We start from the raw sequence: 21,440 nt of genomic DNA, 5'->3' as shown, positions 1-21,440 counted from the left end.
ATTCAGATGCCCCGTTCTGCGGCTCCCCCATCGGCACCGCCGTCGGCTCCGCTGTCCGCGCCTCCATCGGCACCGCTGTCCGCACCCCCGTCGGCACCGCTGTCCGCGCCTCCATCGGCACCGCTGTCCGCACCCCCGTCGGCACCGCTGTCTGCACCGCCGTCAGCGCCGCTGTCTGCACCGCCGTCGGCACCGCTGTCAGCTCCCCCGTCGGCACCCCCGTCACGGGCGCCCGGGACGCCGGCGGCGCCACCGTCCGCCGGGCCTTCCTGCTGGCTCGGATCCTGCTCTGGACTGGTCATGCTTCCTCCCGAGAATCGAATGGCCGGGATCAGCCCCATTACCGGCGGCTGATCATCAAACCGGGCGATCCTTCATCGATACCGCCCGTGATCACCCTACCGATATGGGTCAGCCGTGGGAACAGCCTGTTCCCTTACACCTCGCCGGTGGGGGAGAGCTGGTCATGTGCGGGGGCTTAGGTGTCCGTTCGCGCTGGATGCTTAAGGGGCGGACGACGGCGGGTTGCGGCTTTAGCGCTGTTTCGGCACCTTGCGCACGGACAGCGCCGTTCCGAGAATGAACGCCAGCACCGATGCGAGGATCACCAGCAGTGGCACCGTCCAGCCTCCGGTGACGCTGTTGACGTAGCCCACGAACGTCGGCGCTGCGGCGGCGACGCCATAGCCCACGCCCTGGACCACCGCCGACATCCGGCCAGCCGAAGTCTGGTCGCGGGCCAGCTTGATGATGGCCGTGAAGATCACCGTGATGCCGCCGCCCTGGGCCACGCCGCCAAATGACGACCAGACCCACCACAGCTGCGGCGCCAGCAGCAGCCCGAGGGGAACGGTGAGCCACATGGCTCCCAAGGTAAGAGCGACCGCCGTCGTACTCATGAACCGCGCCGCCAGCGGAACCCCCAGTCCGCCCAGAATTGCCAGGATCTGGAAGAGGGAGGACCCTGCGCCGGCGGCGGCCGGTGCCATGCCGAGTTCGTCGGACAGCAGCGTGGGCAGCCAGGCCGTCACGCCGTAATAGGAGATGGCCTGTCCGGCGAAACCGGCGGTCAGCCCCACCGTGGTCCACGGCGAGGCCGGCTGGCCGCTGGCGGGCGGGCCACCGGAACCGTCGTCGGCTGCGGGGATGTATGCCCCGCGTCCGGCTGCGGGAACCCAGAAAGCGATTGCGGCGACGGCGAACAGCGCACTGGCGGCAAGCGCCGGCCGCCACCCGGCGGCTTCAGCCAGGGGCGCCGTCACCACGGACGTGATGAACGAACCGATGTTCAGGGCGGCGGTGTAGATCTCCAGCGCAGTCCCCTGCCGGCGGGAGGAAAAATCCCGTCGGATGATCAGTGGCACCGCGATGTTCCCGACCGTGATGGCCACGCCAAGAATCACGGTCCCGAGCATCACCGTGGCCCCGCCGCCCACGGAGCGCACGACGACGCCCGCCAGAACCCCCAGGAGGGTCAGGGTGATGGCCACTTCCGCACCCAGCCGGCGCGCCGCCAGCGAGGCAAGCGGCGACGCGAGGGAGAAGCACAGCACCGGGATGCCCGTGAGCAGACCCAGCTCCACCGGCGAGAACCCGAGGTCCAGCTGCATTGGCCCCACCACAGGTGCCACAGCCACGAAGGGTCCCCGCATGTTGAGGGCAATCAGGCCTATGCAGGCGAGGAGAATCCAGCTGCCGGGAATTCTAGAGCCGACACGGTCCCTCATGGAACGGCGGGCTTGGTGGGCGGGAGCACGGCAGGCGGTTTCATCAGTTCATTGCTATCACGTGCGTCCCGCCCGGCGGAGCCAGCCCCTACAGGTACCAGTCCCGCTGGGCGTTGCCCACGCCGGGGGCTTCCCGGAACTGGGCGGGCTGCGCCACCCAGGCGACGCCGTTGGCGATCACTTGCTGAATCTGGGGCTGATGGTAGACGGGGTACTCCTGGTCACCCGGACTGAAGTAGAAGATCCGGCCCTTGCCGCGGGAGAACGTGACCCCGGACCGGAAGACTTCGCCGCCCTCGAAGGAACTGATGAAAATCAGGTCATCCGGCTCCGGAATGTCGAAGAGCTCGCCGTACATCTCCTGCTTCGGGATGACGATGGGGCTTTCCACGCCGGCGGCAATCGGATGCGAAGGTTTGACTGTCCACACGAGTTCGCGTTCGCCGTCGTTGCGCCACTTGAGGGAACAGGTGGTTCCCAGGAGCTTGGTGAAGATCCTGGCGAAGTGGCCGGAGTGGAGGACGATGAGCCCCATGCCGCCCAGGACGTGGCGCTGAACGCGTTCGACGACCTCGTCGCTGACCTCGCCGTGGGCCACATGCCCCCACCACAGCAGGACGTCGGTCGCGGCCAGGGTTTCCTCCGAAAGACCGTGCTCCGGGTCGGCCAGGGTGGCCGTGGTGATGCTGGAATCCGCGTAAAAGCCTTTCAGGCCGTCCGCGATGGCGCCATGGATGCCGTTGGGGTACATCTCGGCCATGGTTTCCGGCTCGTTATGGGCCTCGTGGACACCTTCGTTCCACACCAGGATGTTGAGTTTGTCAGTCATGTCAGAGCCTCACTTCGCGCTGTTCGAGGGCGGACTTGTAGCAGGCGTCGAGCACCAGGGCGCGGGTCAACGCCAGCGAGCCGTCGTGGCCGCCCCACACGGACTCGCCTCCCCGGACGGCTTCCACGAAATCTTCCACCACGGCCTGGTGCGCCCGGCCGGGTTCCGCCACCACCGTGTAGTCGGTATTTTCGCCGTCCTTCTCCTTGAAGATGCGAAGCTCTGCGACGGGGGCGTCGGAGGCCCCGACGGCGCGCAGGTCAGCGCCGCCGTCGGTACCGTAGACGGTGAAGTCCATCAGGTCTGCTTCGTCCCGGTAAGCCGCCCAGCCGGCCTCGAGGATCAGCGTTCCTCCGCCTTCAAGCCGGATAAAGGCAGAGGCGAAGTCTTCCACCTCAAACTTGTGCGCCGACTGCATCGCGGTGTAGCGGGCGTTCCCGCCCAGGCCGCGGGGGCCAAGCTCGGAATGCGTGGACGCAGACACGGAGAGGACCTTCGGTTCGCCCAGCAGGTGCAGTGCGTAGTCCAGGACGTGGACGCCGATGTCGGCCAGCGGCCCGCCGCCGGCGAGCGCGGGATTGGTGAACCAGCTGCCCAGCATGGGGATGCCCTGCCGGCGGAGCCAGGAGGCCTTGGCGTAGTACGGACGACCCAGCTCGCCGTCGTCCATGATGCTCTTCAGCTTCTGGATGTCGCCGCGGCGGCGGTGGTTGAAGGCGACATCCAGGACGCGGCCGGCCCCGCGGGCTGCCTCGACCATCTTCCGGCCCTCTTCGCCGTTGCGTGCCAGCGGCTTTTCGCTCAGCACGTGCAGCCCCCGCTCAAGCGCGGCGATCGCAATCGGGGCGTGCAGGAACGTCGGCACAGCGACGCTGACGGCGTCGAGCCCTTCGAGTTCGATCAGGTCCTCCCAGCGGGCAAACGTGTGGGGGATGCCGTACTCGGCCTTGATACCGGCCAGCAGGTCCGCCTCCATGGCCGCGACGGCGACGAGCTCCACACCGTCGATGTTCTTGAAGGCCTTGATGTGCTGTTGACCGGCCCATCCGATGCCGACGACCCCAACTTTCAGGGGTGCCGTTCCCGGGAGGGACGATGGCTGATGGTTGCTCACGGATGAATCCTCTGTTTCTCGTCGATGTGAAAACGCTAGGCGGTGTGAAGGGCGGCATTCCTGATGGCGGATTCCACCGCCTCGGGCGAAAGTACGTGCTCAATGACCATCCGGCTCGCTCCCCAGATGGCAGCATCAACCGGTGCTTTGGACTGCTCGATGCGCAGCTTGGATGTGGCAAGCGGCTGTGAGCGGCGGTAGACGGTCTCCCGGATGCCTGCCAGGAGCTGGTCACCGGCCCGCGAGAGGCTGCCGCCAACCACGATCACGGAGGGATTGAGGAGATTGACGCAGATGGCAAGCACCTCCCCCATGTCCCTTCCCGCCTGCCGGAGCGCGAGAATGGCCTGCACATCCCCTTGTGCTGCCAGGTCAACCACGGCAGTACCGGAGTCGGCATTGATGCCCTGGGCCCTCAGTTTTGCTGCCAGCGCGGGGCCGGACGCCAGCGCCTCGAGGCAGCCGTGGTTGCCGCAGCGGCATTGGACGTCCTCGCCGCTGGGAACGCGGACGTGTCCAAGGTCCCCCGAGGCACCGTCTGCTCCCCGCTGCAGCTGACCGCTGCTGATGATGCCTGCCCCGATGCCGGTGGCAGCCTTCACAAAAAGCAGATTCCGGTGGTCCTGCCAGTAGGCATGCCGCTCGCCCACAGCCATGATGTTGACGTCGTTATCCACCAGGACGTCGCTTCCCAGCTCGGCGCCGACGTAGCCGGCCACGTCGAACCCGTCCCAGCCCGGCATGATGGGAGGCTTGACCGGCCGGCCGGTATCGTGCTCCACGGGCCCCGGCAGGCCGATTCCCACACCCGCCACGTCTCCTTCCGCACGGCCGATGCTTCGCAGCAGCGTCCTGCAGTTCTCGATGACCCAGTCGAGGACGGTTTCCGGCCCCTGCGAGATGCCCAGGTCGCCGGAGTGGCGGGCCAGAATGTCCCCGTTCAGGTCCGTGACCGCAACGGAAGCGTGCGTAGCGCCCACGTCGGCCGCGAACACCACCTTCATGCCCGCGTTGAAGACAAACCGCGACGGCGGCCGGCCACCCGAGGAGGCGGCCTCGCCAGCGGGACCCACGAAGCCGAGGGCCGACAGGGCGTCGATCCTGGCCGCCACTGTTGTCCGCGCGAGGCCGGTGACCGCTGTCAGTTCGGCCCTGGTCCGCGCTTTGCCGTCACGGAGCATCTGAAAGAGGTCGCCCGCACGGGCCAGGAGCCCGGTGTCCTCCGACGGCCGCTCGAGGGCGGGGGATGTCTGCATGGTTTAAGGAATAGCACAGAACGGCGGACTTATGTCAGTGGTTCTGCAAACTTTTGATTGACTTGCGGCAAAAGTAGCCGTAGCTTCGTAATTGACCTACTCCCGGGCACGTTTCCAGTCGCTGATGCCGGTACGACCGGCAACGAAGTTAGGAAAGCCATGACCTACTCGCTCCAGCTCTATACCCTCCGCGAACCGCTCGAGGAGGACCTTGCCGGCACCATCCAAAGAGTGGCCGAGATCGGTTTCGCCCAGGTGGAGCCCTACAACTTTGTGGCGACAGCCAAGGAACTCGGGGAAGCGCTGAAGGCCAACCGCCTGACGGCCCCGTCCGGTCACGCCCCCCTGCTCAGCCAGGACCAGGACCAGATTTTTGCCGCGGCCCGGGACCTGGGCATGGAAACAGTCATCGAGCCCTACATACCGGCGGAGCACTGGCAGTCCGCCGAGGACATCCAGGCCACCGCGGAGAAGCTCAATGCTGCCGCGAGGAAGGCTTCCGACTACGGCATCCGGGTGGGCTACCACAACCACCAGTGGGAGCTGGAGTCCACCATCGACGGCCAGTCCGCCCTGGAGTACTTCGCCGGGCTGCTGGATCCTGAGGTGGTCCTGGAGGTCGATACCTACTGGGTTGCCGTTGGCGGCAAGGATCCTGTCGAAATTCTCACCCGGCTGGGCGACAGGGTGCGGCTCATACACATCAAGGACGGCCCGCTCACCACAGATACCAAGGCGCAACTGCCGGCGGGCAAGGGCAAGGTGGCAGTGCTGGATGTCATCGCGGCCGCAAAATCCCTGGAAGTCGGGGTAGTCGAGTTTGACGACTACTCCGGAGACATTTTTGACGGGATCGCCCAGAGCCTGTCCTTCCTGCAGAAGGCGGCAACCGGGCAGGTACGTTCATGACCGAGACACCGGCACGCGGCGGCGGCCCGGTGGGCGTCGCCGTCATCGGCGCAGGCAACATCAGCAAGCAGTACCTGGACAACCTGACGGTGTTCCCTGACCTGAAGGTCCACGTCATCGCCGACCTTTCCGAGGACGCGGCCGCGGCGCGGGCCAGGGAATACGGCATCCCCGCCTCGGGCGGGGTGGACGCGGCACTGAACCATCCCGACGTCGAAATCATCGTCAACCTGACCATCCCGGCCGCCCACGTGGAAGTGGCGACCGCCGCCGTCACCGCCGGAAAGCACGTCTGGACGGAGAAGCCCTTTTCGCTGGACCGCGAATCCGGACTGGGACTCCTGAAAGCAGCAGAGGACGCCGGACGCCGGCTCGGCTGCGCCCCGGACACCTTCCTCGGTGCCGGGCTGCAGACCGCCCGCCGCCTGATCGAACGCGGCGACATCGGCACGCCGCTGACGGCGATGACCACCTTCCAGACGCCGGGCCCCGAATCATGGCATCCAAATCCGGCGTTCCTGTTCCAATACGGCGCCGGCCCGCTGTTCGACATGGGGCCGTACTACCTCACTGCCCTGGTACAGACGTTCGGTCCGGTCAGCAGAGTCGCGGCCATGGGCTCGAAGTCCAGGGAGGTCCGCGTGATCGGTTCCGGTCCGATGCTGGGCGAGGAATTCAAAGTCGAGGTCCCCACCCACGTCAGCGCGATGGCGCAGTTCGAAGGCGGACAGTCCTCACACAGCGTCTTCAGCTTCGAGTCGCCCCGCGAGCGGGTGGGTTTCGTGGAGATCACGGGCACCGAAGCCACGATCGCCCTCCCGGACCCGAACTATTTTGACGGCGACCTGAGGCTCTGGCGCGCCGGCGACGAGGACTGGACCGTCATCCCCGCCACGGGCCCCTCCAACGGCCGCGGCATGGGCGTCCTGGACATGGCCCGCGCCATCCGCTCGGACCGCCCGCACCGTGCCACCGGGCAGCTCGCCTACCACGTGCTGGACACCATGGTCGCCATCTCCGAGTCCGTGGACTCCGGAACGTTCATCGACGTCGAAAGCTCCGCACCGGCCTCCCCTGCGCTCCCTGAGGACTGGGACCCCACTGCCTCCACACTCTAGGACCTCCACACTTTAGGAACAGCGCAATGACGACCCAAGAAACCCGCCGTAGTGCCCACCCTGGTTCCCGCCCGGATGCCCGCCCTTTGGGAGTGGCCATGATCGGTTACGCGTTCATGGGCAAGGCCCACTCCAACGCCTGGCGGAACGTGGCCAGCTACTTCGATGTTCCGGCCTTCGAACGGACAGTGCTCGTAGGACGGGACAAGGTCCAGGTCGCCGACGCCGCCGCCATGTATGGGTGGGCCGAGTCCGCCACCGACTGGCGCGCCGTCGTGGACCGGGACGACATCGACATTGTGGACATCTGCGCCCCGGGGTGGATGCACGCGGAGATCGCACTCGCTGCCCTCGAGGCCGGGAAACACGTGTTGGTGGAGAAGCCGCTGGCCAACACCATGGCCGAGGCCGAAGCCATGACCCGCGCGGCACAGGCGGCGCGAACACGCGGTGTGCAGTCGATGATCGGCTTCAACTACCGCCGCGTCCCGGCGCTTGCCCTGGCCAAGGAACTCATCACCGAAGGCCGGCTCGGCGCCATCCGCCATGTCCGGGCCTCCTATCTGCAGGACTGGCTCACTGATGCGCAGGCGCCGATGACCTGGAGGCTGCGCAAGGACGCGGCGGGCTCCGGCGCTTTGGGCGACATCGCTTCCCACGCCATCGACCAGGTCACGTTCCTCCTCGGTGAAGCCGTCACCGAGGTCTCCGGGCGCCTGCACACCTTCGTTTCCAGCCGGCCGGGTGAGCATGGCCCGGAGGACGTCACGGTCGACGACGCCGCCTGGGCCACGCTGTCACTCACCGGCGGGGCCATCGCCTCGGTCGAGGTCTCCAGAATGGCCACCGGGCAAAAGAACTCACTGAAGCTGGAAATCTATGGCGACCAAGGGGCCCTCCTCTTCGACCTTGAGAACCTGAACGAGCTTGGCTTCCTGGACGCGAGGGCCCCGGCCAGGGAACAGGGCTTCCGCCGCATCCTCGTGAACGAACCCGAACACCCCTATATGCACGCCTGGTGGCCGCAAGGCCACATCATCGGCTGGGAACACACGTTCACCCACCAGATCCGTGATTTCCTTACTGCGATTGACGGCGGCAGCGCCCCCTCGCCGTCCTTCGAGGAGGGCCTGGCCGTCCAGCGCGTCCTGGCAGCCGTCGAGGAATCCGCCAGCGCAAAGTCCTCCACCGTCCAGCTCACCGCCCCGGTGAGCGATTCCCCCGCCGAAGGAGCCTGACATGCCCCGCCCGTACACCCTGTTCACCGGCCAGTGGGCCGACCTGCCCTTCGAGGAAGTCGCCCACCTGGCCTCCGGCTGGGGCTACGACGGCCTCGAGATCGCCGTGTCCGGGGACCACCTGGACGCCTGGCGGTGGGACGAGCCCGGCTACGTCGAATCCAAGCTCGCCGTGCTGGAAAAATACAACCTCAAAGTCTGGGCCATCTCGAACCACCTCAAGGGCCAGGCCGTCTGCGATGACCCGATCGACTTCCGCCACGAAGCCATCGTCGGCGCGAAGGTCTGGGGCGACGGGAACCCGGAAGGCGTCCGCACCCGTGCCGCCGAGGAAATGAAACACACCGCCCGGCTTGCCAAGGCCCTGGCCGTGGACACCGTCGTCGGCTTCACCGGCTCCTCCATCTGGCAGTACGTCGCGATGTTCCCGCCCGTCCCGGAAAAGGTCATCGACGCCGGCTACCAGGACTTCGCGGACCGCTGGAACCCCATCCTGGACGTCTTCGACGAATGCGGCGTCCGCTTCGCCCACGAAGTCCACCCCTCCGAAATCGCCTACGACTACTGGACCACCGTCCGCACCCTGGAAGCGATCGGCCACCGCGAGGCGTTCGGGCTCAACTGGGACCCCTCCCATTTCATGTGGCAGGGCATCGACCCCGTCTCCTTCATCTGGGACTTCAAGGACCGGATCTACCACGTGGACTGCAAGGACACCAAGCTGCGCATGACGGGCCGGAACACCGTCCTGGGCTCCCACCTGCCCTGGGGCGACCCCCGCCGCGGCTGGGACTTCGTCTCCGCCGGACGCGGCGATGTCCCCTGGGAATCCTCTTTCCGCGCCCTCACCGCCATCGGCTACACCGGCCCCATCAGCATCGAATGGGAAGATGCCGGCATGGACCGCCTCCACGGCGCCCCCGAAGCCCTCGCCGCGCTGAAGAAGTTCGATTTCCCGGCCTCCCAGACCAGCTTCGACGCCGCCTTCAAGCAGTAGCATCGGGACCCATGACACACACCATCCGTAAGGCAACAGCGGACGACGCCGGGCGGCTGGCTGAGCTGGCCGCCGTCACCTTTCCGCTGGCATGCCCGCCGGGCTCCTCCCCCGAGGACATAGCGGCCCACCTCGCCGACACACTCAGCGAGCGCCACTTCCGCGCGTATCTCGCCGACCCCGGGGTGACGATACTGGTCATCGATGCCGGCGGCGGCAGTCTCCGCGGCTACAGCCTGCTCGTGAACCGGCCGGCCCTGGATCCTGACGTGGCCTCCGCGCTTACCGCCCTGCCCTCGGCGGAGCTCAGCAAATGCTATGTCCATCCCGACCATCACGGCCTCGGCGCCGCGGCTGACCTGATGCAGGCCACCATCGGGCATGCCGCAGCCGCCGGGGCAACGGGACTGTGGCTCGGCGTCAACAGCGAGAACGCCAAGGCCATCCGGTTCTACGAAAAGTCGGGCTTCCGGAAGGTGGGGACTAAGTCCTTCCGGCTGGGAAGCGCTGTGGAACACGACTTCGTGATGGAGCGGCGGCTGGGCGGCTAAGTCACAAGGTCTTTGTAAAGCGGCAGGCGGGGGTCGTTCCGGAGCGTCAGTCCCGGCGGCAAGCCCTCCACGCTGCCCTCCCTTCCCTTGGCCCGGATGGTGATCCTGGAACGGCCCAGGAGGACGTTATCGGCGGTGATGTCGCCCATCCTGTCCGGAAGAATCGGTGCCAGGTGGACCTCGTTCCGGGTGAAGTCCGGGTCAAAGCGCAGAAGGATGCGGGCCAGCTGAACCGGAGCCGCCGCCGCCCACGCCTGCGGGGAGCACGCCGTCGGATACGGCACCGGCTCCGGGAAGTCGCTCCGGTCAAACCCGCAGAACAGTTCCGGCAGCTGTCCGCCAAAGTGGGCCGCGGCCGCGAAGAGCCCGCTCGCGATCCGGCTGGCCTCGTCCACAAAGCCGTACCGCATCAGCCCGGTGGCGACGAGCGCGCTGTCGTGCGGCCATACCGACCCGTTGTGGTAGCTCACCGGGTTGTACGCGCCCATGTCCGAGGCCAGTGTCCTGATTCCCCAGCCCGTGAACATCTCCGGTGACATGAGGCGCTCCGCGACCAGCGGGGCCTTATCCTCGTCGACAAGTCCAACCCAGAGGCAGTGGCCCATGTTTGACGCGCACGAGTCAACCTGCTGCTTGTCCTTGTCCAGGGCGATGGCGTAATACCCCTTGTCCGGCATCCAGAAGCGTTCGTTGAAGGACGTCCTTAGACGGGCAGCGCGCGCGGCCCAGTGGCGCTCCTTGGATTTGTCACCCTCCCAGCGGGCAAGCAGCGACCGCGCCACGTAGGCGGCATACACGTAGCCCTGGACCTCGCACAGCGCTATAGGCGGCTCGGCCATCCTGCCGTCGGCGAAATTTATCCCGTCCCACGAGTCCTTCCACCCCTGGTTTAAGAGTCCGTGGAGGTTGGGCCTCTGGTACTCCACAAAGCCGTCCCCGTCGCGGTCCCCGAAATGCTCGATCCATTCCATGGCACGATCCGCATGCGGCAACAGCGATCCAATGATGTCCTCGCCGAGTCCCCAGCGGCTGAGCTCCCCCAGGAGGGAGACGAACAGGGGCGTCGCGTCGGCCGTGCCGTAATACGCTGTGCCACCGAGGGCAAGGCCGGCACTGATGCCAAACCTCACCTCGTGGGGGATCCGCCCCGGCTCTTCCTCAGAGTCCGTATCCACCTTTGTGCCCTGGATCCCGGCGAGGGTCTGCAGCGTGCCGGCAGCCAAGTTCGGGTCGACCAGCAGCGCCATGTACGCGGACAGCAGCGAATCCCGGCCGAAGAGCGCCATGAACCACGGGGCGCCTGCGGCGACGGCAGCCCGGTCAGGGTGTGCATCATCGAAGATGCGCAGGGAGCCCAGGTCGTTCTGGCTGCGGTTCAGAACATTTTGAACGTTCCGATCCAGGACGGTCACCCGCGGTACGTGCTCCCCCCAAGCGAGATGCCTCTTAACACCCATCCGGTGGTGCGGAGGCGAAGCCTCGGAAAAGGGCTCATCCGGCGCCACTCCATTGATCAGTGGAACCACGATGACGGCGGTGGACCATTGTCCCCTGGGCGGAATTTCCACCCGGAAAGCCAGTGCATCCTCACGTACCACCGCCCCTGCTGCGCGGATGGCCGCACCCCGGCGCTGGCTGTTGCGCTCGGCTTCGATATGGAGCTCCGCACCCTGGACGGACCTGCGGACCACAGCATCGGTTGCCGCCCTGCCGCCCTTGACATCGAAGAGGTCCGCCATGTCGGCCTCGATGCTGAGCTCGATGTCACAGTCAGCCGGCTCGGACGAGTAATTGACGATGGTGATGTCGTCCCTCAGCCCGGGACCTATATGCCGCTGGTGCCGGACCACCAGCGGGCTGTCGAATCTACCGTCAGCGGAGCGCGCCCTGCCAACGAAGGTGGCCTGGAAGGGCGCAGGCGTCTGGGTGCCCAGCGGTTCACGGAGGGATCCATTGACCCGGAGCATCCAGCGGGAAACCACCCGTGTGTCCTGGTAGAAGACCCCTTGCGGTCCGCCAGGAATGATGTCGCCGTTGTGGGAAGAGATGCAGAACGAGGACCCTTCGACCACGGTGACCGAGCCGGCTTCGGACGGACCCGCTTCGGTACCGGCATTCCAGGCATTCATGGGCTGATCCCTTCCCTTGCCCAGGCGCCGCGTCCGGGGTCAGGAACCGGGCGCCAGCGAATCGTGTATCTGATTCTCACGCACCATGGCCGGATCGGAAACCCCGGAAGGCAACTTCTGCTCCAATAGCTGGCTGTACAGATCCAGGTGGTCCGCGACCATCCGTTCCGAGCTGAACCGTTGCTCGACGGAGGCGCGGCACGCTGCCCTGCTGAGCTCGCCGGCCCGGAGCAACAGCGCCGGCAGTTCGTCCAGGGAAGCCAGGTAGCCGGTGGATCCGTGGTCCACCACTTCCGGTGCGGCGCCAACGGGCGTGCCGATCACGGGGGTTCCTGTGGCCAGGGCTTCGATCATCACCAGCCCGAAAGGCTCGGACCACTGGATGGGGTTCAGGAAGGCGCAGGCTTCGCCCATCAGCGCGTACTTTTCGGCGTTCCCAAGCTCTCCGATGAACTCAACGGTGGGCCCCAGAAGCGGTTCAACGACCTCCCTGAAGTAGCGCAGTTCCTCGGGTTCGCGGATCTTTGCCGCGAGGCGCAGCGGGATTCCGGCCTTCCGGGCGATGGCGATGGCTTGGGCGGGACCCTTGTCCGGGGACATTCGGCCCACAAAGCACGCGTAGCCTCCCTGCCCCGTGCCCACGGGCACTCCGGCCAGATCCATCCCGTGATGGATGACCCGCGCCACCGGCACGTCGGGTGTGCGGCTGACCTGGTCATGGGATATGGCAACGATGCTTGCGGTCCTGCCGATGTCCCGGTAAATGTCCACCGCCGGCGGCGTCAGCTGGCAATGGATGGTTGTCACCACCGGCACGCCGGGCGGGCGGTGCGGGTACAACGGGCCGGCCATGGTGTGATCGTGGATGATGTCCACTCCCCCCATCCCCCGGTAGGCGCGTATCACATGACTCAGTTCCGAAAGCGTGAACCCCAGTTCGGCCGTTTCGGCCTTCCGCATATCCGGGACACGGAGACCGGGACATTCGCTGTCGGACGGCACAGCCAACACCACCTCATGGCCGGCCTCGGCAAACCCCCGGGCAAGGCTGTCCACTACCCTCTCGGTACCGCCGTAAGCGGGCGGGGGAACCGGAATCCACGGTCCCGCGATTAGTCCTATCCGCATGCCCGGCCTCCTGGGACACAGGGCAGGATGCTTCCGGACAGCGGATAGAAGCGCCTGCCTCGGCACACCCGAGTAACGGGTGCGTTCGGATGAACGCCATCCGACGGCTGACTTCATAACCTACGTCAAACGATAAGATCCCGCGTGGCCGCGGGCAAGACTGTCCCGTCGGGGCCGCCTGTGGCCCAACCGACACCGCCGCAGCGGAATGCCAGGGCTCCGGCGAAGGTTGTGGCAAGCATGAAGATTGAAATCTGGTCAGACGTCGCGTGTCCGTGGTGCTTCATCGGCAAGCGGCGCTTCGAGGCCGCCCTGGCTGAGTTTCCCCACCGCGATGCCGTGGAGGTGCAGTGGCGCAGCTATCAGCTGGATCCGTCCCTGCCCGAACACTATGACGGCACCGAGCTTGACTACCTCAGCACGCGCAAGGGCATGGCCCCCGAACAGGTCTCACAGATGTTTGACCACGTAGCGGCCCAGGCGAAAGGTGAGGGCCTCCACTACAGGTTCGACGCCGTCGTGGTCGCCAACAGCTTCACCGCCCACCGGCTCATCCACCTGGCCGCCGTGGCCGGGAAGCAGGACGCCGCCAAGGAGCGGCTGCTCAGTGATCACTTCGAACACGGCAAGGACATCGGCAGCCGCGAGTACCTCACCCTCCTGGGCGGGGAACTGGGCCTCGACGCCGGCGCCGTTGCCGAGCTCTTTACCTCTGACAAGTACGCCGCCGATGTCCGCCACGACATTGCCGAAGCGCGGGCGCTGGGCATCAGCGGAGTCCCCTTCTTCGTGATTGACCGGAAATTCGGCCTCTCCGGCGCTCAGCCCCCGGCAGCGTTCAGCATGGCCCTCGAGCAAGCCTGGGCGGACGCCCATCCGTTGGCCATGGTCAACGCCGGCGGCCCCGGGCCAGAGGGCGGCGCAGCGCAGGACGCCGGGGCCTGCGGCCCGGAGGGCTGCGCGGTCTAACGCGTCGAAAGATACGCAGGGTTTTACTGACAGAGCGCGGTAAAGTGTGCATATGCCACGGATTTCGGCCCCCAGCAATGCTGCGCAGCGCGCCGAGACCCAGCGCCGCATCCTCAATGCCTTTGGCGAACTTCTCTTCACGCACGGGCTGCCCGGGCTGACCATGACGGATGTTGCCCGCCACGCAGGAATCGGGCGCACGGCCGTATACAACTACTACGCGGACATCGAAGAGTTGCTCATCTCCTACGCCCTGATTGAAACGGAGCGCTTCCTGGCGGAACTGAAGGAGTCCCTCAACCTGCTGGAGAATCCGGTGGACCGGCTCGCGCTGTATGTGCGCTCACAGGTGGAGGACCTCAGCCGCCGCCACCTTCCGCCCGGCCCGGCCATGGGAGCTGTGCTGTCCCCGGCGTCCTTCGCCAAGCTTGCAGATCACGTCGGCGGCCTCAGCGACCTTCTCCAGGACATCCTGCGCGAAGGCATGGACCAGGGATACTTCCCCGTGGCGGACGTCCGGCAGCAGGCGCAGCTGATCCATGGAACCCTGTCATCCAGCGCTGCCCGCGGCAGCGGGGAGGCGGACGACATGGAGGAACGGATCTCCCGGACAGTGCGGTTCATCCAGTTGGGTGCCGGAGCCAGGTTCGACGACGGCGGCCGTCCCGTCCGTCTGGGCGAACCTCCCGCTGCGGCTGGCTAGGGGTTAGCCTTTGGCACCCTGTGTGGGGACAACGGGCCACTGGGCGTCGTCGGCAATGCGACGGCTTTCCCGCGGGCACTCCAGCTTGCCGGGAGTCTGGTCCACGAGTTCAGGCTTGGCCAGGCCCCGGTAGTCGCCGGTCAAAATCACGTCCACGCTGGCATCGGAGCGCCCGTCCTGGAAGTAGTCCGAACCCGGCAGGTTCCGCTGCACGGTGAAGGCCGCGGCCTGGCCGGCGGCGCCGGACACAATCGCGGCCACGCCGCGGTAGCCGGTTTCGACGTTGCCGACTTTTCCGATTGCGAATTTGCGGACCTGGAACTCGTTGGCTGCTGACCTCGCCAGCCCGCCCCTGGTCGTGGCGTTGAGGACGTTGACCTTGACCTTGGCGTTCGGCGTGTAATCGAAGGTCGTGGCCGGGCACGCGGACGTCTGGGCCGGGCTGTCGTCGGTCCCGGGAAGCTTGATCTGTCCGTTCATGACCGCCACGGCTCCCATGACGCCCGTGACGATCAGCCCGAGGAGCATCATCAGCACGACGCCGTGCAGGATCTTCCGGCGCAGCTTTGCGGAGTGGTCAGCGGGGTCGTCGGCCACGAGGGTGGCACGGAGCTCTGGACCACTGATGACACGGTGTCCGTGCAGAACCGTGACGTCCTTGGGTTTCCTAGCCATCGATCACCAGCACCCGGGCATGGATTGCGGTGCGCTGGTGGAGCGCCGTCCGGACAGCCCGGTGGAGGCCGTCCTCGAGGTAGAGGGTTCCTTTGTATTGCACAACGTGCGGGAAAAGGTCTCCGAAAAAGGTGGAGTCTTCGGCCAGCAGGGCTTCGAGGTCCAGCGTCCGCTTGGTGGTCACAAGTTCATCCAGCCGCACCGGCCGGGGAGGCAGCGCTGCCCAGTCCTTGGGCGTGCTGTAACCATGGTCGGGGTAAGGGCGTCCCTCGCCCACAGCTTTGAATATCACGTTGCAAGCGTAAGCACCTTGCCTGTTCTAGGGAATGTGGATCGGGTCGCGGACGGAGGTTGTAGCCAAACAGTAACCATGAGTCACATCCGTGGCACTTGTGCCTGCCTGGGACTCCGCACTGGCGGCGGCTGACAGAATGGAACCATGACTGCACCTACAGCGAATGCTGCCGCGGGCTTCAGCGCCCACACGCCCTCGGCCCCCGCCCTGGCCCTGCTCCTGGACGTCGACGGCCCGGTGGCCAGCCCTGTCACCAGGGACGTCAAGCCGGAGATCATCGCGGACCTGGTGGCCCTCGCCAACGCCGGGATACCAGTCATTTTCAACACCGGGCGCTCGGACGCCTTCATCCGCGAGCAGGTGATGGACCCGATGATCGCGGCGGGCATGCCAGGCAGAACCCTGATACATGCCATTTGCGAAAAGGGCGCCGTCTGGTTCAGCTACACCTCTGCCGGGGCCGGACCGATCCACGTGGACCGCGAACTGGCTGTGCCCGCCGCCTACGGTGACGACATCCGGCGGATGGTGGCTGAGGACTACTCCTCGCACATGTTCTTCGACGAGACCAAGCGCGCCATGGTCTCGGTGGAACAGCACATCGAGGTGCCGAACAGCGAGTACCTCGCCGAGCAGCGGCTCTTCGACGCCGAAGCCATGGAGCTGATGCAGCGGCACGGCCTGGGCGTCGTTCGCCTGGACCACCACGCACCCAATTCCGACGACGAGATCGACTACCGCGTGGACCCCACGATCATTTCCACGGACATCGAATCAGTACGGCTCGGCAAGGACCTGGGCGCAAGCCGGGCGGTGGAGCTGCTGGCGGCCCAGGGCATCACGCCGCAGGCCTGGCGGACCGTGGGTGATTCGCGCACGGACTACGCCATGGCCGACTGGCTGCACCACAATGACCACGCGGTCAAGCATGTGGATGTCCGGCCCGCCGATGGTGTGCCGGACAAGCCCTACGATATTCTTACGGCCGAAGACCTCGGCATGGAGGCGACGGTCATCCACGACGACGCCGGAGCGGCTTTTCTCCGCAGCTGGCGTGAGGCACTGGCGGGCTGAGCCCGCTGCCGCCGCTTCGCGGCCTGCCGCGCCCCGCCGGCAACTTTCCTTGCAGTTTTTCTTGCAGGACTATCATGCAAGTAAGAGCCCACCCCTAGCAGCACGGAGAATCACCATCACAGACGTAACGGTTCAGGATGACATCTACTATGGCGGACAGACTTCCGAGGACGTGCCCGTACTTGCGGAAGTAACATCGCCGGCTGCTGTTGCGCGCCTCAAACACCGGCCGGACGTGGTCCGCACCTCAGGCCGGTATGCCCTGATCAACAAGAACCGGACGCCGTACCAGGCCATGGTGGAGGATCTGCTCTTCCTCCGGAACGTGCTGGCGCAGGCCGGCCTGGATTACCTGCTGGTCCGCGGCAACAACGACCGCCCGGTTATTGCGCTGGACTGGAAAAACCGCAAGACGCTGCGCGCTGCCTTGGTTGATGCGTGCCGCAATGAGCCTTTCTACTCCATGACTGTGGATGCCAAGAAGAAGACGTCGGTGCTCGTGGCCGACGGAGAGCTCTCCACGAACCGTCAGTCCAGAATCTTCAGGCTGTACAGGCCGCGCGTAGAGCCTAGCGGCGGCTTCGAGTTCGGCGCTTCCGCCGGCGTGCAGGTGGAACTCTGGAGCTTCGAAGACGATGAGGTGATCCTGCCGATCGAGAATTCCCTGACCCGGCGGACCATGCTGGCCCAGGACGCCGTGCGCGGAACTGTCGAACGGTACGGGCACACCTGGCCCACCATCGAGAATATGTTCGCTGACCACGCAAGTGACATCAGCTTCGACATCGACCTGGTTTTCTCATGGGTGGACGGCACCTCTCCCGAATACATCGCAGCACGCCGGGCCCGCCAGGCCACTGCCGTGCTCGGGGAGGGCGACGACCATGAAGCACGCTACCGGCAGATCAACGAGCTCAAGTACGCACTCCGGTCCGTCTACATGTTCGCACCATGGATCCGCCGCATCTTTATTGCCACGGACTCCCCCGCACCTGAATGGCTGGCTGACCACCCGTCCGTGACGATTGTCCGGAGTGAAGAGTTTTTCGCCGATCCCTCCGTGCTGCCCACGCACAATTCCCAGGCTGTGGAATGCCAGTTGCACCATATCGAAGGCCTGTCGGAGCACTTCCTGTACTCCAACGATGACATGTTCTTCGGCCGCCCCGTGGGGCCCGACATGTTCTTCACGCCCGGCGGCATCACCAAGTTTATCGAGGCGGAGACCCGCATCGGCCTCGGCGAGAATGCGGCCGAGCGCAGCGGCTTCGAGAATGCCGCCAGGGTGAACCGCAAGCTCCTCTGGAACCGGTTTGGCCGGATCACTACGCGTCACCTCGAACATACCGCTGCACCCCTGCGCCGCAGCGTCGTGGAACAGATGGAGGACGAATTCCCGAGCGAATTTGCCAAGACTGCTGCCAGTACCTTCCGCGCAGCGGACAACATCTCGGTGACCAATTCGTTCTACCACTATTACGCGCTGCTCACAGGCCGCGCTGTCACCCAGACAGCCGCCAAGGTCAGGTATGTGGACACCACACTCCGTGCGGGGCTCAACTACCTGCCCAAGCTGCTGGCGAAGCGGAACATAGACTTCTTCTGCCTCAATGACGGCAGCTTCCCGGAGGTTCCCGCTGGGGAAAGGGCCGATCTGGTCACCGAATTCCTGGAGAAGTACTACCCCATCAAGGCGCCCTGGGAGAAGTAAATACCCTAAGCCAAAGCCCCCGCAGTTCAATGGCTGCGGGGGCTTTGGCTTAAGGCTAGTTTCGTGTAAGAATCGGCCGGTTCGCCCGCTCGGGAATCCGGATACCTGCAGCAGCCAGTCGCCGCTCCGTTTCCTCGGGGGTGACGTATTCCCCCACGGTCGGTGTGCTTCCCAGCGGCACCACGGAATGCACAATGGTGTGCTCGTAGACGTGCACGAGGTTGAAGGCCTGCCCGCCGTCACGCCCGCGGGTGCCTCCCACCGGAACGTTCAGGTCCTGGGTGTAGCACGTGGCAGAGGCAACCGACACTGGGATGCCGGCGAAGCTCGCCGTCGTCGAGTAGTGCAGGTGCCCGGCCAAAATGGTGCGGACGTCCGAGTTGCGGACCACGGCCTCCAGGGAAGCCTGGTCACGGAGCTCCACCAGCACGGACAGGTCCAGTACCGACGGTACCGGCGGATGGTGCAGAGCCAGGATGGTGCCGTCCGGGGCGGGCGTTTCCAGTTGCGCGGCCAGCCAATCCAGCTGGTCGCCGCTGAGTTCGCCGTGATGGTACCCGGGCACGGACGTGTCCATGGTGATGACCCGCAGGCCGTTGATGTAGTAGCTGTGGTCCACGGGGTCGTCATTGCCCGGCTGGTCCAGCAGGCCCGCCCTGAAATTCGCGCGGTTGTCGTGGTTTCCCATGGCCCAGATGACTTTGGCGCCGAGGTCCCTGCACGCCGGATCCACGATCGCGCGGAGTTTGGCGTAAGCCTCGGGGTCTCCCTTGTCCGCCAGGTCGCCGGTGAAAATCACGGCTTCCGGGCGGGCGCCTGATGCCTGGACCTCATCGAAGAGCTGGATCAGGCGGGCTTCGCTGTCAACAGCGCCATAAAGTGGGTCCGGACCTCCCAACAAATGGGGGTCGCTCAGGTGGAGTAGAAAATGACGTGGCCTGGGGTGCTCGGCCTCGATGAGCTCCATTGCTGCCTTCGCGGTAGTTAGGAAGCGGGGTACTTCCAGTGTCCCTCTCAGTACGCTCCATCCAACCAGACAAAAAGCAAACTGTGGGGAAACTGCAGTTGGCATGTCGAAAAATTACGATGCCTACCGCTTACCTTGCTAACGCTCCTCGCTTTCGTTTCATCTATGCGGACACCGGATGATGACCGCTTTGTAGGTGCCGCGGTTCAGGGATCACCGGAACAACGGCGGGGGCAGGCCGCCCCACGACTTTGCTTCCTTGGCCAAGGGAAATTGCCTTGGCATTAAGGGGAAATGTGACGGCCGGGGACCGTTGGCCCTGGCAGCGCGAGAGCTGCCAGGGCCCCTCAAAACCGGCGGACTCGGGTACGGCTCCGTCCTTGGACGTCAGCCGGATCCTTCGGAAGGACTGCACGTGGTGCTCCCTGGCCGGTTGCATGGTCGTCATTAATGACAACCGACATAGGCTCCGGTGCATTCCTTCGACCTCCTCACATTTTTGGTGAACAGCCGGACGGCGAATCCCGCCGCGCCACTACGGCGCGGTTGTGGGGGCCGCCGTCACGGCTGTTTCTGTTCCTGCAGGTGCAGTTGCAGGAGCTGTTGAGCCAGGAACAACTGTTGGCACAGGCGTTGCTGCGGGCGGGGCCGGCGGTGTAGGAGCAGGTGCCGGAGCCGGAGCAGGAGCAGGTGCCGGAGCAGGTGCGGGAGCGGGAGCAGGTGCCGGAGCCGGAGCAGGAGCAGGTGCCGGAGCAGGTGCGGGAGCGGGAGCAGGTGCCGGAGCAGGTGCCGGAGCAGGTGCGGGAGCGGGAGCAGGTGCCGGAGCAGGTGCCGGAGCAGGTGCCGGAGCAGGTGCCGGAGCAGGTGCCGGAGCAGGTGCCGGAGCAGGTGCCGGAGCAGGTGCCGGAGCAGGTGCCGGAGCAGGTGCCGGAGCAGGTGCAGGTGCAGGTGCGACAACGATTGCGGTTGGCGGATCCACCGGGGCAGGTGCCGGCTCAGTTGGAGCGGGTTCAACGTAGGGGTCCGGCGTCGGATCAACTGGAGGCGGGCCAGGTGCGGGTTCGGGCAACGGCTCTACTGGTGCAGGATCCGGCTCGGTCGTTGCCGGCGGCTCAGTCGTCGGCGGGTCAGTAGTCGGCGGGTCAGTAGTCGGCGGATCAGTCGTCGGCGGCTCAGTCGTCGGCGGTGGGTCAGTAGTCGGCGGATCAGTTGCCGGCGGCTCAGTCGTCGGCGGCTCAGTCGTTGCCGGCGGAGTGGTCGTTGCCGGCGGAGTGGTCGTTGCCGGCGGAGTGGTCGTTGCCGGCGGAGTGGTCGTTGTCGGCGCGGTGGTTGTCGATGGAGTCGATGGGGCTGGCTTTTTCGACGGCGAGGGAGCGGGTTTGGATGTGGCCGTCGGTTCGGGAGCGATGGTCTGCAGCGGGCTGGTGCTGGTCTGAGGGGTTGAGGCCCAGGTTGCCGTGGAACTGGGCATCACTGAGGGGCTCCAGGTGTACGGCCGGGCATCATAATAGGTAGAGGCCTCAGAACTGCCATCACCGGTGTTCCCGCGAAGGAAGGGTATCGCCCAGCCCGCCAGATTGGCAGCAGCGGGATCGAAGCTGGTCATAACCGCCTGCTGCAGCGCATCTACCTGCCGGATCGGCAGCAGGGTCCACTTTGCTGGATCCTGGTGTTCCCCGTCCTCGATCACCTCGAAGTGGAGGTGGCACCCGGTGGACGATCCTGTGGTACCAACCTGAGCAATGACCTCACCCACACGGACTGCGTCGCCCTTTGCAACTGCCACGGCCTGGAGGTGGTTATACGTGGTGATGATCCCGTTGCCATGGTCGATCTCTACCCTGTTGCCGCCGCCCCACGGATGCCATCCTGCGGCCCGGACAACACCGGAATCGGCCGCGTAGACTCGGGTGCCGCATGGAGCGGCAAAGTCCTGGCCCCAATGGAACTCACCGTGTTCGCCCGTCAGGGGGTTATGCCGCAGCCCGAAGGAGGAACTCGGATACAAAACCTCGAGCGGTGACATGAGGAAACCTGCTCCTGGCCGCTT

At 65.8% G+C, this 21,440-nt stretch carries 22 protein-coding genes and 1 pseudogene; 12 read left to right on the top strand and 11 right to left on the bottom strand.

Annotation, left to right across the window (positions count from 1 at the left end; all coding sequences use genetic code 11):
• Window positions 1-2 precede the first annotated feature (2 nt).
• From AC6CH3_RS07020 to AC6CH3_RS07000, 5 genes are all read right to left on the bottom strand, one after another.
• Window positions 3-302 (bottom strand): BatC protein, encoded by a 300-nt coding sequence (locus AC6CH3_RS07020; protein ID WP_498131730.1) that lies wholly within the window; start codon window positions 300-302, stop codon window positions 3-5.
• Between the two features lie 231 nt (window positions 303-533).
• Window positions 534-1,727: an MFS transporter gene (locus AC6CH3_RS07015; RefSeq protein WP_498131729.1), complete on the bottom strand. Its 1,194-nt coding sequence runs from the start codon at window positions 1,725-1,727 to the stop codon at window positions 534-536.
• An 88-nt stretch (window positions 1,728-1,815) separates the two neighbouring features.
• Window positions 1,816-2,556: a ThuA domain-containing protein gene (locus AC6CH3_RS07010; RefSeq protein WP_498131728.1), complete on the bottom strand. Its 741-nt coding sequence runs from the start codon at window positions 2,554-2,556 to the stop codon at window positions 1,816-1,818.
• 1 nt (window position 2,557) lies between these two features.
• The gene (locus AC6CH3_RS07005; protein WP_498131727.1) at window positions 2,558-3,670 is read right to left on the bottom strand and encodes a Gfo/Idh/MocA family protein; all 1,113 of its coding nucleotides are present in this window, start codon (window positions 3,668-3,670) and stop codon (window positions 2,558-2,560) included.
• 35 nt (window positions 3,671-3,705) lie between these two features.
• Window positions 3,706-4,926: an ROK family protein gene (locus tag AC6CH3_RS07000; protein ID WP_498131726.1), complete on the bottom strand. Its 1,221-nt coding sequence runs from the start codon at window positions 4,924-4,926 to the stop codon at window positions 3,706-3,708.
• A gap of 159 nt (window positions 4,927-5,085) precedes the next feature.
• Between AC6CH3_RS07000 and AC6CH3_RS06995 the strand changes: the two genes are divergently transcribed.
• Genes AC6CH3_RS06995 through AC6CH3_RS06975 form a run of 5 tightly spaced genes read left to right on the top strand, consistent with a single transcriptional unit; the run spans window position 5,086 to window position 9,739 of the window.
• Window positions 5,086-5,835 (top strand): sugar phosphate isomerase/epimerase family protein, encoded by a 750-nt coding sequence (locus AC6CH3_RS06995; protein ID WP_498131725.1) that lies wholly within the window; start codon window positions 5,086-5,088, stop codon window positions 5,833-5,835.
• The gene (locus AC6CH3_RS06990) at window positions 5,832-6,953 is read left to right on the top strand and encodes a Gfo/Idh/MocA family protein (RefSeq protein ID WP_498131724.1); all 1,122 of its coding nucleotides are present in this window, start codon (window positions 5,832-5,834) and stop codon (window positions 6,951-6,953) included. Before AC6CH3_RS06995 ends, AC6CH3_RS06990 begins: the two co-directional genes overlap by 4 nt.
• Before the next feature lie 26 nt (window positions 6,954-6,979).
• Window positions 6,980-8,191, top strand: coding sequence for a Gfo/Idh/MocA family protein (locus tag AC6CH3_RS06985; protein WP_498131723.1), 1,212 nt, complete (start codon window positions 6,980-6,982; stop codon window positions 8,189-8,191).
• Between the two features lies 1 nt (window position 8,192).
• Window positions 8,193-9,188, top strand: coding sequence for a sugar phosphate isomerase/epimerase family protein (locus AC6CH3_RS06980; protein ID WP_498131722.1), 996 nt, complete (start codon window positions 8,193-8,195; stop codon window positions 9,186-9,188).
• An 11-nt stretch (window positions 9,189-9,199) separates the two neighbouring features.
• Complete coding sequence (locus AC6CH3_RS06975) at window positions 9,200-9,739, top strand: GNAT family N-acetyltransferase (protein ID WP_498131721.1); 540 nt, start codon at window positions 9,200-9,202, stop codon at window positions 9,737-9,739.
• On the opposite strand, the gene AC6CH3_RS06970 is transcribed toward AC6CH3_RS06975, so the two are convergent.
• Together AC6CH3_RS06970 and AC6CH3_RS06965 are read right to left on the bottom strand one after the other, a co-directional pair.
• Entirely contained in the window at window positions 9,736-11,868 is a 2,133-nt protein-coding gene (locus AC6CH3_RS06970; protein ID WP_498131720.1) for an amylo-alpha-1,6-glucosidase, read from the bottom strand. The genes AC6CH3_RS06975 and AC6CH3_RS06970 overlap by 4 nt on opposite strands.
• 39 nt (window positions 11,869-11,907) lie before the next feature.
• A complete protein-coding gene (locus AC6CH3_RS06965; protein WP_498131719.1) occupies window positions 11,908-12,996 on the bottom strand; it encodes a glycosyltransferase family 4 protein in 1,089 nt (362 codons plus the stop codon).
• A gap of 240 nt (window positions 12,997-13,236) precedes the next feature.
• Here AC6CH3_RS06965 and AC6CH3_RS06960 point away from each other — a divergent pair, with 240 nt between their 5' ends.
• The gene (locus AC6CH3_RS06960; protein WP_498131718.1) at window positions 13,237-13,965 is read left to right on the top strand and encodes a DsbA family oxidoreductase; all 729 of its coding nucleotides are present in this window, start codon (window positions 13,237-13,239) and stop codon (window positions 13,963-13,965) included.
• 52 nt (window positions 13,966-14,017) lie between these two features.
• Window positions 14,018-14,668 carry a TetR/AcrR family transcriptional regulator gene (locus AC6CH3_RS06955; protein WP_498131717.1) on the top strand — a complete coding sequence of 217 codons (651 nt, stop codon included), beginning with the start codon at window positions 14,018-14,020 and terminating at the stop codon, window positions 14,666-14,668.
• Between the two features lie 3 nt (window positions 14,669-14,671).
• Here the strand turns inward: AC6CH3_RS06955 and AC6CH3_RS06950 are convergent, their stop codons facing one another.
• Both AC6CH3_RS06950 and AC6CH3_RS06945 read right to left on the bottom strand, forming a co-directional pair.
• The gene (locus AC6CH3_RS06950; protein WP_498131716.1) at window positions 14,672-15,343 is read right to left on the bottom strand and encodes a LytR C-terminal domain-containing protein; all 672 of its coding nucleotides are present in this window, start codon (window positions 15,341-15,343) and stop codon (window positions 14,672-14,674) included.
• Complete coding sequence (locus AC6CH3_RS06945; RefSeq protein ID WP_205651433.1) at window positions 15,336-15,635, bottom strand: type II toxin-antitoxin system VapB family antitoxin; 300 nt, start codon at window positions 15,633-15,635, stop codon at window positions 15,336-15,338. The genes AC6CH3_RS06950 and AC6CH3_RS06945 overlap by 8 nt, the downstream gene beginning before the upstream one ends.
• Window positions 15,636-15,782: 147 nt before the next feature.
• Here AC6CH3_RS06945 and AC6CH3_RS06940 point away from each other — a divergent pair, with 147 nt between their 5' ends.
• A complete protein-coding gene (locus AC6CH3_RS06940) occupies window positions 15,783-16,712 on the top strand; it encodes a hypothetical protein (protein WP_498131715.1) in 930 nt (309 codons plus the stop codon).
• Between the two features lie 172 nt (window positions 16,713-16,884).
• Window positions 16,885-18,423, top strand: a complete 1,539-nt coding sequence (locus AC6CH3_RS06935; RefSeq protein ID WP_498131714.1) for a stealth family protein — start codon at window positions 16,885-16,887, stop codon at window positions 18,421-18,423.
• A gap of 55 nt (window positions 18,424-18,478) precedes the next feature.
• Here the strand turns inward: AC6CH3_RS06935 and AC6CH3_RS06930 are convergent, their stop codons facing one another.
• Window positions 18,479-19,390 (bottom strand): metallophosphoesterase, encoded by a 912-nt coding sequence (locus AC6CH3_RS06930; protein WP_494033222.1) that lies wholly within the window; start codon window positions 19,388-19,390, stop codon window positions 18,479-18,481.
• Window positions 19,391-19,840: 450 nt separating this feature from the next.
• Between AC6CH3_RS06930 and AC6CH3_RS06925 the strand changes: the two genes are divergently transcribed.
• The 3 genes from AC6CH3_RS06925 (at window position 19,841) to AC6CH3_RS06915 (ending at window position 20,826) form a co-directional block, all read left to right on the top strand.
• Window positions 19,841-20,050, top strand: coding sequence for a hypothetical protein (locus AC6CH3_RS06925; protein ID WP_498131746.1), 210 nt, complete (start codon window positions 19,841-19,843; stop codon window positions 20,048-20,050).
• A gap of 6 nt (window positions 20,051-20,056) precedes the next feature.
• The gene (locus AC6CH3_RS06920) at window positions 20,057-20,524 is read left to right on the top strand and encodes a hypothetical protein (protein WP_498131745.1); all 468 of its coding nucleotides are present in this window, start codon (window positions 20,057-20,059) and stop codon (window positions 20,522-20,524) included.
• 119 nt (window positions 20,525-20,643) lie between these two features.
• A complete protein-coding gene (locus tag AC6CH3_RS06915) occupies window positions 20,644-20,826 on the top strand; it encodes a hypothetical protein (protein WP_498131744.1) in 183 nt (60 codons plus the stop codon).
• Between the two features lie 236 nt (window positions 20,827-21,062).
• Here the strand turns inward: AC6CH3_RS06915 and AC6CH3_RS06910 are convergent.
• Window positions 21,063-21,416: pseudogene (locus tag AC6CH3_RS06910) on the bottom strand (M23 family metallopeptidase); the annotation flags it as partial.
• Between the last annotated feature and the right edge of the window lie 24 nt (window positions 21,417-21,440).

The organism is Arthrobacter sp. GQ119 (assembly GCF_059759125.1).
This window is presented reverse-complemented; position numbering and strand designations above follow the sequence as displayed.